The organism is Variovorax sp. TBS-050B, assembly GCF_029893635.1.
Taxonomy (GTDB): Bacteria; Pseudomonadota; Gammaproteobacteria; order Burkholderiales; family Burkholderiaceae_C; genus Variovorax.
On the sequence record NZ_JARXYR010000001.1, the window covers coordinates 379,712 to 392,770 of the forward strand.

Consider the following 13,059-nt stretch of genomic DNA (forward strand, 5'->3'; position numbering starts at 1 on the left):
AAGGTCTTCTTCTTCGTGGTCGGGGGATGGGGCATGGCGTTCACTCGTGCGCGCGTCATGGCTTCACCTCCGCGTGGGCGGGCACCTGCTCGACCTCGATGTCGAGGTTGAAGAGCGGCGGCTCCTTCTGCTGCGCGCGCTGCGCGCCGAGCTGCTTCCAGCGCGCGAGCACCGCCTGCTTCACCGCGTCGGTGCGCTGGCCGGCGAGCGCTTCAGGCTCGCCGGGCGCGGCGCGGTAGGCCAGGCGCAGCACCGAGGTCTTCTCGGCCAGCACCGCGACCGTGCGGTCGAGTTCGGGCACGAAGCCGGCGCGCAGCTGGGCGCTGCCGTCCTCGAAGGCCGCGCCCTGCAGCGCGAGCCGCACCACGCGGTGCACCGTGGCGCCGAAGTTCATCTTCAGCACCTTGCCGCGCGTGGCGCGCTCGGCCGCCGGGTTCTCGCTGGTGGTGCGGTAGCCCGAGGGCAGCGTGCGCTCGTCGAGCTTGAGCACCAGGTTGCTGCCCGTGCCCTCCTTCGGGATCGCGGCGCAGGCGATGTGGTAGCGGCCCTCGGCATCGGTCGTGACCAGCACGCCGTTGACCGTGGCGATGCGCACGTTCGCGAGGCCGGGCTCGCCCTCGTCCTGGTAGCCGTTGGCGTTCCTGTCGTCGTAGACCTTGCCGATCACATCGGTGCAGTCGAACAGCGCATCGGGCACCACGCGCACCGTGGCGGTGGCGAGGTTCGACAGCACGCGGCCGCCCACGCCCTGCGTGGCGATGACCTGGTTGACGAACTCGCCCTCGCCCACGCCGACGCCCACGCCCGCGACCATCAGGTATTCCTTGGTCTCGTTGGGCGCGAAGTTCTGGCCCGGCACCACGAGCTGGCGCCCGTTGACCTGCGGCACCACCGGCAGCGCGACGCCGCCGGGCAGCGTGCGCACCGTGAGCGAGCCCTGCACGTAGCGGAAGCCCGGCGGCAGCGTGTCGACCACGGCCACGCCCGGCACCGTGTTGCCGCGCGTGTTGCGCGCCGTGATGCGGTACGGCAGCAGCTCGCCCTTCTTCACGGTGAGCTTCGAGGTGGTCTTGCGCAGCTCGATCAGCGTGGCGTCCGCGGGGTCGAGCGGGATGTTGTTCGCCACCACGTGCTGGCCGCCGCCGCCCGGCATCTGGAACGCCAGGTAGTAGCCGGCGCCGGGCACCAGGCCCGCACCGGGGCTCACCACGCAGGGGTTGGTCTGCGCGGGCGCCGGGCCGCTGGGCGGCGCCGAGCAGGCCTGCGTGCCGAGGGCACCGGCCGCGGCCGGGTACATCGACGAGGGCAGGTAGCTGCCCGGCGGCGTGACGACGATGCGGTACTCGCCCGCCGGTGCGCCCGGCAGCACGAAGAAGTCGTAGTAGCCGGCGGGGCCGGTGGTGTAGCTGTCGCGCCGGTCGAGCAGGTGCTCGGCCGGGTCGAAGCCGGGCGGGCCCACGAGGCGCACCACGGCGCCGGGCACCGGCGTCCCGCTCACGCTGTCGTAGACCACGCCGCCCGGGTCGTAGGGCAGGTCCTGGCGCTGCACGTTGGCGCCCGGCGTCACGCGCACCTTGATCGAGAAGCGCGGGTCGCTCGCGGCCGGCGTCGGGTACGGGCCGCCGCTGCCGTTCTGCGCCGGGTCGGTGGGCCACACGCCGCCGACGGTGCGGCCGTCGGGCGAGCGGAAGCGCACGCGGTACTCGCCCGGCGTGAGGTCGCCGAAGCGATAGCTGCCGTCGGCATTGGTGGTCACGGTGTAGAGCACGGTGGCCGCGGTCTCCGAACAGGCGTTGCCGCCGTCGGCGCAGCGCAGCAGCTCCACCGTCCAGCCTTCGCCCTGGCCTTCGCCCGATTCGCGGCTGCGGTTGTGGTTCTGGTCGAACCACACGGTGCCCGTGAGCGACGCCGGCAGGTTGTTGTGCTCGTTGAAGTCGTAGCCGGTGCCGCTGGTGTTGAGCCCGGTGAAGTTCACGCGGATCTGGTTCGTGCCCTGCGCGGTGCCGCCGAGCGTGCCGGGGATCGCGATGCCTTCGTCGTAGCCGCTCGGCTGCGTCTCGGTGATCGTGTAGCCGTTGCTGTCGGGCAGCGGCAGGCCGGGCAGCTCGTAGCGGCCGTCGGGGCCGGTCACGGCGGTGCGCGTGACCGGGTTGCCCGCGGCGTCGGTGCCGGTGAGCGTGAGGGTCACGCCCGCGATCGGCAGGTCCTGCGGTTCGCGCGTGCCGTTGCGGTTGGCGTCGTTGTAGACGCTGCCCGCGAGCGATGCGCCGCGTTCGCCGAAGTTGTAGTCCTCGCCGTTGCCGCCGCGGTAGGCGATGGCCGAGAGCACGTCGTTGCCGAGCGTGCCGCTCCGCGTGCCGTCGAGCGTGCCCACGGCGTCGAGGCCGTCGGCGTAGGTCACGGGCTGCGTCTCGCGCAGCGTGTAGCCGCTCGCGTCGGCCGGCAGCAGGCCGGTGAAGACATAGCGGCCGTTGGCGTCCGTGGTCGCGGTGGTATTCACCGTGAGCCCGCTGGCCGAGCGGCCGGTGAGCGTGACCGTCACGCCCGGAATGCCGGGCTCGCCGGGCTGGCGGATGCCGTCGTTGTTGCTGTCGACGTAGACCCAGCCGGCGATCTGGCCGCCGCGCTCGCCGAAGTTGTAGTCGATGCCGGCTTCTTCGGAGGCGAGCACGAGTCCGCCGAAGCGGTCGTTCACGCTGCCCGGGTTGACGCTGCCGCGCGGCGCGCCGCCCACGGTGCCGAGCGACTCGGGGCCGTCGGCCACGCCGTCGGGCTGCGTCTCGTCGATCTGGTAGCTGCCGGGCAGCAGCTTGTCGACGATGTAGCGGCCGTCGGCGCCGGCCTGCACGGTCTGCGTGACCGGGTTGCCGAGGAAGTCGGTGCCGCTCACGCGCACCGTGGTGCCCGCGATGCCGGGCTCGGCGCTGTCGCGCGTGCCGTTGGACGGTGCGACGTCCGCATAGACGTAGCCCGACACGCTCGCCGGCCGCACGGCCGAGAAGTTGTTGCCGGCCGAGCCTGCGCCGGCCGAACCGAGCACGATGTTCTGGATCACGTTGGCGGTCGAGCCGTTGGGGCCGTTGGTCACGCCGCTGCCGGCGGTGGGCACGCTGCCCGCGGTGCTGCCGTTGCCGCTCACCGTGCCGGCGCGCGTGATGCCGGGCTCGTAGCCCGCGGGCCGCGTTTCGGTCACGGTGTAGCTGCCGGGCGCGAGGTTGGGGAAGCTGTAGTCGCCGCTCGCGTCGGTGGTGGTGGTGCGCGAGACGGGGTTGCCGTTGACGTCGGTGCCGGTGAGCGTGAGGGTCACGCCCGCGATGCCCGGCTCGGTGGCAGGTGCGCCCTGCGCGCCGCTGCCGTCGCGGTCGTAGTACACGCGGCCCGAGATGCCCGCGGGCAGCAGTTCGCCGAAGTAGTAGTCGCCCTGCGTGAGCGGCGGATTGGTGCCGGCCACGGTCACGCCGCTGATCACGTTGCCGCCGGCCTGCGCGGTGCCCGGATGGCCGTTGGCATTGGCCTTGCCCGGCGCGTAGTTGGTCGGCTGCGTCTCGGTGATGGTGTAGCCGCCCGCGGCCGAGGGTGGCACGTTGCGGAACTCGTAGGCGCCGTCGACGCCGGTGGGCGTGGCGACGATGTTCACCGGGTTGCCCGCGGCATCGGTGCCGGTGAGGCGCAGTTCCACGTTCGGGATGCCGGTGTCGCCGGCCTGCGGCACGCCGTCGTTGTTGGCGTCGACGAAGACACGCACCGGAATGCGCGTCAGCAGTTCGCCGAAGTCGTAGCCGGTGGCGCTGACGTTCGAGCGCAGCGCGATCGCGCTCACCACGTCGTTGCCCGCGGTGCCGCCGGCGGTGCCGGCCGCGTCGCTGCCGTCCGCGAAGGCGGCGGGCTGGGTCTCGGTCACGGTGTAGCTGCCGGGCGTGAGGTTGTTGAAGGCGTAGCTGCCGCTGCCCGCGACCGTGTTGGCCGTGGTCGAGACCGGGTTGCCGAACATGTCGGTGCCGGTCAGCGTGACGGTCACGCCCGCGATGCCGGGGTCGCCCGCGCTCGCGCTGTTGCTGTAGTCGGCGTCGCGGTACACGCGGCCGGCGATGCTCGCGGGACGCACTTCGCCGAAGTTGTTGTCGACCGAGCTGCCGCCCGCGCCGAGCACGATGGAACCGATGCTGTTGGCATTGGAGCCGTTGGGCCCGTTGACGGTGCCCGCGGGCACCGTGCCCGGAGTGCTGCCCGCACCCGCGACGGTGCCGGCGCGCGTGATGCCCGGCTGGTAGGCCGCGGGCTGGTCCTCGGCCACGTTGTAGCTGCCGGCGGGCACGGTGAAGCCCCAGTTGCCGTTGGCGTCGGTGGTGGTCGTCAGCGAGACGGCGTTGCCGAGGCTGTCGGTGCCGGTCAGGCGCATCGTCACGCCGGCGATGCCGGGTTCGCCGCTGTCGGGCTGGCCGCTGCCGTTCAGGTCTTCGTAGACGCGCCCGCTGACGGCGCTGCTCTGCACCGTGATGCTGCCCTCGTTGAAGTTGTTGCCCGCGTTCGGATCGGCACCGCCGTTGGTGTCGCCCGAGCCGGTGGTGATCAGGTGCGCGCGGTTGGTGAACTGCGTGCCGTTGGCGGGCGTGGTGCCGGTGGTGGTGCGCACCGGAATGCGCACTGTGGCCGTGCCGTTGGCCGGCATCGAGGTGATGGCGCAGCTCACGTTCTGCCCGCTGACCGAGCAGGTGGGCGCGGCGGGGGTGAAGCTGCCGCTGGTCACGGTGAAGACCGGCGCCCCGGCCGAGGCGAGCCCGGCGGGCAGCGCGTCGGTGAAGCTGGTGGTCTCGGCGCTGTCGGGGCCGTTGTTGCGCAGCTGCACCAGCCAGTCGAAGGTCTGGCCGATGGCCACGGTCGCGAGCGGCGTGGAGGTGCCGCTCGAGACGGCGGTCTTCGAGACCACCTGCACGTCGGCCTTGAAGCGGTAGGTGGTGTTCTCGCCCACCTCGTTGTTGGCGGGATTGACGTCGAAGGCATTGCGCGCGGCGTCGTAGAAGTCCACCTTGGCGCGGTTCTGGAAGGTGCCGCGCGAGGCGCCGCGCAGCACCACCTGGAACTGCAGCGTGCTCGGCTCGCCCGTCGCGGCGGAGCCGGTGCCGCCGAGCACCGGGATCGAGAATTCGATCTGTCCGCTCGCCGAGTCCACGGCCGGCGTGGTGATCGTGACGCCGCTGCCCGCCGGCGCACTGGCCGAGACGAAGGTGGGCGCCGCTTCGCCGCCGGGGCCCGCGGGCGGCAGCGTGTCGATCAGGCGCACGTTCTCGGCCGTGGAGCCGCTGTTGTTCGAGACGGTGATCGTGTAGGTGACGTTGTCGCCGACGTTGACCGGATCGACGTCGTCGTTCTTGGTCACCACCAGGTCGTAGCTCGGTCCGGTGACGGGCGTGCCGGCGCTGGCCTGGTTGTTGGTGGTGAGGACTTCCGGCGTGGGCGTCGTGATCGCGACGTTGTTGGTGATGGTCGTGCCGTTGATCGCGTAGAGCGGGCGCACGCGCACCGTGACCGTCTGCTGCTGGTTGCGCGCGAGCGAATCCCAGCGGCATGCGAGCTGGTTGTTGCCGGCGCCGGTCGGTGCGGTGGTGCTGGGCTGTGTCGGGCAGGTGCCGCCGCCCGAGGCGGTGGCAGAGATGAACATCAGCCCGTCAGGCAGGGTGTCGGTCGCGCGCACCTCGTAGGCGCGGCTGTAGCTGCCCTCTTGCACGCTCTGGTTGCGCGCCGTCAAGGTGTAGGTGAGCATCTGGCCGACGGGCACGCTGCCCGGGCTCGCGGTCTTGGTCACCATCACGTCGGTCTGGGCGACGAAGTGGCCGGTGGCGGTGCCGCTGTTGGTCAGGCCGTTGTCGTCGAGCGTCGGATCGGCCGGCGTGGCCGCGATGGCGCTGGCCTTGTTGTTGATATCGAAGGTGTGGTCCGACGCCGAAGCGCCGTCGCCGTAGTGCCGCGCCGAGACCGTGATCACCGGGCACAGCGGCTCCGCCGTCACTGGCGCGGTGCTCGCACGGCACTTGGGTAGCTGCGTGATGTTGCAGCCCGTGAAAGAGGTGCTGCCCGCGCCGCCCGAGGGCGCAGGCAGGGAGCAGGCCGGGAAGGTGGCGCCATTGGGGTTCACCGACACCGAGGGCGAACCGGTCGGCTGCAGCACCTGCACGAAGGTGTCGGTGACCGCGACGTTCTGCGCCGGCGACGGGCCGTCGTTGACGATCTCGATCTCCCAGGTGATGGCCTGGCCCGCGGTCTGCCGGTTCGCGGTGCTGCTGCCGATGCCCACCACACGCTTCAGCACGCGGATGTCGGCGTAGTTGGCGCTGTCGTCCACGCCGGTGCCCAGGCTCACGCAGTCGTTGCCGGTGTTGGCGTCCGGATCGGCGCCCGAGGTCGGCGCGCTCGCGGGCAGCGCCACGTTCACGCACATGCTGTTGACGATCGGTCCGCCGCCCGCGGGCAGCGCGGGGATCGTGACGTTGACGATCACGTAGCCGGCGTTGCGTGCGCTGTTGCCGCTCGAGGTGTCCACGCCGATGTCGCTCGCGAGCGTGCGTGTGCAGTTCACCGTGGCGGGGCCGTCGACCGGCGTCGCCACGGGCGCGCCGCCCTTGGTGACCGAACAGGTGTAGCCGTCGCGCTGCGTGACGCTGTTGATGTGCACGCCGGCCGGCAGGTCGTCGACGAGGTTGATCGTGCTGCCCGCCAGCAGGCGCGTGCCGCCGAGGTTGGTGGCGCCGACCTGGTAGTCGAAGGCCTGACCGATCGGCACGTTGTTCTGCGGCCAGCCGCGGCGCTTGTCGGCGCGGAAGTCGGTGGCGGAGACCGCCACGTCGGCCGGCGCGCTGCCCGTGGCCGAGGTCGCCACCGGGCCCGTGGCGCTCACGGTCGCTTCGTTGACCACGCCGGTCCCGGCGGTCATCGCGATCACCGGAATGACGATGTTGCCGAGCGGCTGGTTGGCGCCGCCCGCGCCGCCGATGTTGCTGCGCGTGCAGTTGACGGTCTGGCCGCTGGTGCTGCAGTTCCAGCCCGCGGCGGCGCTGACCGCGCCGTCGATCTGGAAGTTGCCCGGCAGCGTGTCGCTCAGCGTCACGCCCGTGGGCGCGCTGCCGCTGAAGCTCGGCTGCAGCGTGAAGTTGAAGCGCTGGCCCACGAGCAGCTGGCCGCCGTTGTGGGACTTGTTCAGCGCGAGCACCGTGCCCGCGGTCACGGTGGTGTTGGCGGTCGCGCCGTTGTTCTCGGACACGCCGTCGCCGATCGCGCCGGCCGCGGTGATCGCGGGCTGGTGCGTGATGGTCGAGCCCGCGGCCGCGGTGACCACGCCGTTGACCGTGATCGTGCGCGTGCCGTTGAGCGCAAGCGAGCCCACGTTGCAGGTCAGCGTGCCGCCGCTGATCGAACAGCCCGCAGGCAGGCCGCTCGCGGAGACCGAGAGGCCGGTCGGGATGGCGTAGGTCAGCGTCGAGCCGGTGCTGGCGTCGGGTCCGTTGTTGGTCAGCGTGAAGGTGATCGGCACCGTTGCGCCGCTCGAGGCGCTCGCCGGGGCCGCGATCGCGACCGCCACGTCGGCGCCCTGGTTCACCGTGATCGTCTTGGTCTCGCTGGCGCCGCCGCCCGCCGGGGTCGCCGTCACGCTCAGCGTTCCCTGCGTGACCGTGCGCAGCCGCAGCTGGAATTCCTGCGTCTGCCCGGCGGCCAGGGTGATGCCCGAGCAGGTCACCGTCCCGGGACCGGCCGATCCCACCGGCACCGTGGAACTGCAGCTGCCCACCGGCACGGGACCGGTGCCCATGTAGATGCTGTTGGCCGGGATGCTGTAGGTGAACGAGGTGCCGGGCGCTCCGATGGGCAGGCTGTCCGACTCGGCGATCGTCACCGTGCTCGTGACCGTGCCGCCGGCCGGCAGGATGTCCGGCGCGTGGACCAGGCTCGAGACCTGCGGCACCGCCTGCGCCGCGGTCGCGAGCAGCAGGCCGCCAAGGAGCGCGGACATCCGCGCCGTGCGCCGGCGCAGCGTGCGCGCGGCGGTTTCGAAGAAGTCGCGTCGCGCTCGCGCGCCCGACAAGCTCAATGGGGTGATGAACATCCCGTCCCTCGTGATGGCTCTGGTGGCCCGGTGGCCCTGTGGTGGAAGCGCCACATCCAAGTGCGGCGCGGCGGTCCCGGGAAAGGGCGCGATTCTTCGTGGGGGCGGGGCGGCGGCCTTTTGCCGGACGGGACGAAACTTTTGAAAAAGAAGACATTTGTTTACGATTGCAACGAAACGTGAATTCCTTCACATGCGTTTCGTGCCCGCTCCGCCTACGCTTCGCCCCCATGTCCTACTGGTCCCACACGCCATTGCGGCGCTCGCACATCCTTCTGGTCGACGACAACGTCGACGAACTGCAGTTGCTGATTGCCGCGCTGAAGGGCGAGGAGCACCGGATCAGTCTTGCCTTCGGTGCGATGGAGGGCTACCGGCGCGCCACGGCGCTGCAGCCGGACCTGATCCTGATGGACGTGCGCATGGGCGGGCCCGACGGCTTCGCCGCCTGCCGGCTGCTCAAGGCCGACCCGGCGACGGCGCACATCCCGGTGATCTTCCTCACCGCCTCCGGCTCGGTGGAGGAGCGGCTCACCGGGCTGCGCGAGGGCGCGGTGGACTACATCCTCAAGCCCTACGAGCCGGCCGAGGTGCTGGCGCGCGTGACCGTGCACCTGGTGCTGGCCGCCAGCAAGGGCGGCGCATGGCGCAGCGCCGCCTGCACGGGCGGGCCGCAGGCGGAGGACGGCGCCGTCCCTGAGCCGGGCCCGGACCGGGCGCTGGTGCTGGCCGTCGAGCGCCTCGTGCGCGCGGACCTCGCGAACGTGCCGCCGCTGCCGGCGCTGGCCGTGCGCGTGGGCACGCACGAGAAGCGGCTGTCGCGCGTCTTCCGCGAGCAGAAGGGCTGCACGGTGTTCGAGTTCGTGCGCGCGACGCGGCTCGCGGAGGCGCGCCGGCTGCTGGCCGAATCGGCGCTCAGCGTGGAGGAAGTCGCGCTGGCGGTCGGCTTCTCGAGCCAGGCCAATTTCTCGACCGCCTTCCGCGAGCGCTTCGGCCGCACGCCCACGGGCTTCCGGCAGGCGGGTGCGGGCCGGGCCGACTGCCTGCCCATCTCCGAAGCCTGACGCCCAGGTGAACACGCCCCGCGGCCGCGCCGCCTGCCGGGCGGTGTCCTGTCTTGGCACGGTGCTGCTGTGGGCGGCATGCTGCCTGGCGGCGCCCGCCGCGCGGGCCGAGGTGCTGCGGCTGGAGCAGGCCGGGCCGCTGCCGATCGCGCTCGACGATCACGTCGAGGTTCTGGAGGACCGCAGCGGCCGGATGCCCTTCGAGGCGGTGGCGCGGCTCGCTAGCGGCACATCCGACGGCTTCGCGCCCGGCAGCGCGGCGCGGATGCGCCGGGGCTTCTCGGATTCGGTGTTCTGGCTGCGGCTCTCGCTGGCCAACGACGGCGATGCCGTGCGGCCCCTGCGGCTGGTGCTGAACACCCCCTGGCTCCAGTCCGTCGATTTCCACGTCCAGCGCAGCGGCGCGGGCGCGGTGCCCGCCGGGCCGTGGACGCAGGCGTTCGCCGGCGTCGCGCGACCGACGCCCGCGGGCAGCGCGCCGGACCGCGTGCCGGGCATCGCGCTCGCGCTCGAGCCGGGCGAGCAGGCGCGCGTGCTGGTGCGCGTGCAGAGCCGCAGCAGCGTGCGCCTGGCCCCGCTGCTGCACAGCGCCGATTCCTGGCAGGCCAGCGAAAGCGCGCACGCGCTGCTCGACGGCCTGCTGATCGGCGGACTGCTCGTGCTCGCGGCCTACTCGCTGTCGGTCTGGGCGGTCACGCGCAGCGGCGTGCTGGCGTCGCAGGGGCTCGGCTTCGTGCTGGTGGCGCTCTACGAAGCCAGCTACCGCGGCTACGCGCGGCTCTGGCTCTGGCCCGACAGCCCCGAGTGGAGCTATCGCGCGGCCGGCGTGATCGCCGGCTGCTGCCTGCTCAACCTGGTGCTGTACCTGCATGCGCTCTCGCACGGCGGGCCGGTGCGGCCGCCGGGCTTCCGCGGCCTGGTGGCGCTGACCGCGGTGCAGGCGCTCGTGGTCGTCGGCGCGCTCGTCGGGCCCTATGGCGCCTTCGCGCAGGCCGGGATCTTCAGCGCACTGGCGCTGGTGCTGGCGCTCACGGTCAGCAGCTTCTTCTACATGCGCAGCGCGGGGCCGGGCGGCCGGCTGGCCTACCCGGTCATGGTGATCGTGGCCCTGGGCGTGGGCCTGCGGCTGACCGAGCTCGCGACGCCGGAACGCATGCCGCCGGGGTTCGACGCCTACGTGCTGGGCTTTCCGGGCCTGCTGGTGGGGCTGGTGGCGCTGGCCGCGTGGACGCACCATCTCTCGCGCCAGCGCCTGGAGGCCCAGCGCAAGCTGGTGCAGTGGCAGGCGCACGAGCAGCAGCGGCTGCAGGACGAGGTGAAGCGCAAGACGCGCGCGCTGAATGCGGCGCTGGAACAGGCCGAGCACCGCGCGCGCGAGCAGACCCGGCTCATGGCCTACATCAGCCACGACCTGCGCGCGCCGCTCGCCACCATCATGGGCCACGCACGCCTGCTGCGCGCCGAGCTGGGCGCCGCGCCGGCGCGGCTCGGGTCCATCGAGCGCAGCGCGCGCTACCAGCTCGCGCTGGTCGACGACCTGCTCGAATACGCCAGGGGCGAGCTGCTGCCGCTGGCCCTCGATCCCCGGCCGGTGCGGCTGCCCGCGCTGATCGAGGACATCGCGCAGTACGCCGCCGCGCTCGCGCAGCGGCAGAACAACCGCTTCCTGCTCGAAGTGCGCGGCGCGCTGCCGCCGGCCGTGCAGCTGGACAGCAAGCGCTTCCAGCAACTGCTGCTGAACCTGCTGTCGAACGCGGCCAAGTTCACGCGCGACGGCCAGATGGGCCTGCGCGTGACGCCGCGGCCCGCGGGCAGCCAGTGGAAGCTGGACGTCGAGGTCTGGGACAGCGGCATCGGCATCGACAAGAAGGACCAGCGGCGCGTGTTCCGCGCCTTCACGCAGGCCGATCCGGCCTCCGCGGGCGTCGGGCTCGGGCTGGCGATCGCGCGGCGCATCGTCGAGCGCATGGGCGGCGAGCTGCGGCTCGACAGCCACCGGCATCTGGGCACGCGGCTGAGCTTCTCGGTCCTGGTGGCGGCCGCCGCCGAGGACGACGCCCCCGCCGCGCCGAGCGCACCCGCGGCAGCGCCGCCGCCCGCGCCGCCCGCTTCGCCGCGGCGGCATGCACAGCCCGCCCCGGCCATCGCACCGCTGCCCGCGCCCCTGCGCGAGGAACTCGAGGCGCTCGCGCGCGACGGGCGCTGGTCCGACCTGCACGAATGGGCCGACCGGCTCGCCGCCGACCCCCACCATGGCGCGCTCGTGAAGGCGGTGCGGCAGGCGCTCGAGAACCTGGACTTCGACCACATCGGCCATCTCGCGCGCGTGACGCCGAGCGAGTGACTGGCGCGCCGGCCCTGCGCATGCCATAAAGCGCGCATGAAAGCTCCCGCGCGCCGACGCCGCCGCATCGCCCTGGGGGCCGCGGCGCTGGCTGCGCTGGCGCTGCTGGCCGGCACCGCGTACGAGCGCGCCGGCCGCCATCGCGCGGCGCGCGAGTTTCCGCCGCCCGGGAAGATGGTCGACGTGGGCGGACGGCGCATCCAGATCGACTGCCGCGGCACCGGCTCGCCCACGGTCGTGTTCGAGGCCGGGCTCAGCATCGACGGCGCGCTGAGCTGGTCGGCGGTGCAGCCGAAGGTCGCCGCGCACACCCGCGCCTGCGCCTACAGCCGCGCCGGCTGGATGTGGAGCGATCCCGCGGACGCAGCGCCGACGCTCGCGCGGGTGACGCACGACCTGCGCGCCGCGCTGGCCGGCGCGGGCGAGACCGGTCCCTTCGTGCTGGTCGGCCAGTCGCTCGGCGGCCTCTACAGCCTGGGCTTCGTGCGCGCGTTCGGCGACCAGGTGGCGGGGCTGGTGCTCGTGGACCCCTCGCATCCCGAACAGGTCGAACGCGTGGCCGCCTACATGACCGAGACGCGCTCGCTGCGTTCGCGCATCGCCGTGGCGCTCGCGTGGTCGGGCCTGTTGCGCGCGGCGGCGCCGGCGCTGGTGCCGCAGGCGCCGAACCAGAGCCTGCGCGAGCGCGACGCCGTGCGCGCCTACGCGCCCGTGTCGCTGCGCACGCAGCTGATCGAAGGCGATGCGACCGATGCGGTGCTGGCCGAGGCGAAGGGCTTCACCGCGCTCGGCGACCGCCCGCTCGTGGTGCTGACCGCGATGGCGCCCTACACCGCCGCCGAACTGCGCGGCATGAAGATCACGCCGGCCCAGGGGCGCGAGGTGCAGCGGCTCTGGCAGGGCATGCACGCGGAGATGGCGCGCTGGTCCTCGCGCAGCCGCCATCTGCTGCTGGCGCAGGCGGGGCACGACATCCAGTTCGACGATCCGGAAGCCGTGGCCGCCGCGGTGCTGTGGGTGGTGCAGGCGGTGCGCGGAACCGATCAGCCCGGGATGTCGGGCTCGACCAGTTGCGCCAGCGCGACCAGCGACTCCTGCCAGCCCAGGTAGCACATCTCGGCCGGGATCACCTCGGGAATGCCCTCCTGCACGATCGAGATCTCGGTGCCGCAGGACACCGCGACCAGGTTCACGGTGGTCTTCATCGTGCCCGGCAGGCCCGGGTCGTCGAAGCGCGCGTCGTAGGCGATGCGCTGGCCCGGTACCAGTTCGAGGTAGTTGCCGCCGAAGGAATGGCTCTGGCCGCTGCCGAAGTTGGTGAAGGACATGCGCCATGCGCCGCCCACCACCGGCTCCATCGCATGGACCTTGCCGACGAAGCCGAAGGGCGGCAGCCAGCGTTCGAAGGCGCCCGGTTCGACGAAGGCGCGGTAGAGCCGCTCCGGCGGGGCGCGCAGCACGCGGTGAAGACGGACGGTGTTCGTGGTAGCCATGGTTGCTTTCTCCTGATGTGCAGAGGACGACCCTCTATGGACACGTCGATCGAGGCTGGCGGG

Annotated in this window: 5 protein-coding genes; 3 read left to right on the forward strand and 2 right to left on the reverse strand. The window is 72.5% G+C overall.

From position 1 onward, the window contains the following. Positions 1–55: 55 nt before the first annotated feature. Positions 56–8,002 (reverse strand): SdrD B-like domain-containing protein, encoded by a 7,947-nt coding sequence (locus tag M2165_RS01785; protein WP_280812948.1) that lies wholly within the window; start codon positions 8,000–8,002, stop codon positions 56–58. 323 nt (positions 8,003–8,325) lie between these two features. Here M2165_RS01785 and M2165_RS01790 point away from each other — a divergent pair, with 323 nt between their 5' ends. From M2165_RS01790 to M2165_RS01800, 3 genes are read left to right on the forward strand one after another with little or no spacing between them, the layout of a single operon-like run. Beyond that, on the forward strand, positions 8,326–9,159 hold the full coding sequence (locus M2165_RS01790; RefSeq protein ID WP_280812949.1) for a helix-turn-helix domain-containing protein: 834 nt from the start codon (positions 8,326–8,328) through the stop codon (positions 9,157–9,159). Between the two features lie 7 nt (positions 9,160–9,166). Further along, positions 9,167–11,503 (forward strand): ATP-binding protein, encoded by a 2,337-nt coding sequence (locus M2165_RS01795; protein ID WP_280812950.1) that lies wholly within the window; start codon positions 9,167–9,169, stop codon positions 11,501–11,503. A 36-nt stretch (positions 11,504–11,539) separates the two neighbouring features. After that, a complete protein-coding gene (locus M2165_RS01800) occupies positions 11,540–12,613 on the forward strand; it encodes an alpha/beta hydrolase (RefSeq protein ID WP_280812951.1) in 1,074 nt (357 codons plus the stop codon). On the opposite strand, the gene M2165_RS01805 is transcribed toward M2165_RS01800, so the two are convergent. Beyond that, on the reverse strand, positions 12,547–12,996 hold the full coding sequence (locus tag M2165_RS01805; protein ID WP_280812952.1) for an SRPBCC family protein: 450 nt from the start codon (positions 12,994–12,996) through the stop codon (positions 12,547–12,549). The two genes, M2165_RS01800 and M2165_RS01805, sit on opposite strands and share 67 nt — an antisense overlap. Positions 12,997–13,059: the final 63 nt, after the last annotated feature.

Excerpts from the sequence above, each read along its gene's own strand:
- M2165_RS01785 (WP_280812948.1), bottom strand. The coding sequence starts at position 8,002 with ATGTCCGCGCTCCTTGGCGGCCTGCTGCTCGCGACCGCGGCGCAGGCG.
- M2165_RS01790 (WP_280812949.1), top strand. The coding sequence starts at position 8,326 with ATGTCCTACTGGTCCCACACGCCATTGCGGCGCTCGCACATCCTTCTG.
- M2165_RS01800 (WP_280812951.1), top strand. The coding sequence starts at position 11,540 with ATGAAAGCTCCCGCGCGCCGACGCCGCCGCATCGCCCTGGGGGCCGCG.
- M2165_RS01805 (WP_280812952.1), bottom strand. The coding sequence starts at position 12,996 with ATGGCTACCACGAACACCGTCCGTCTTCACCGCGTGCTGCGCGCCCCG.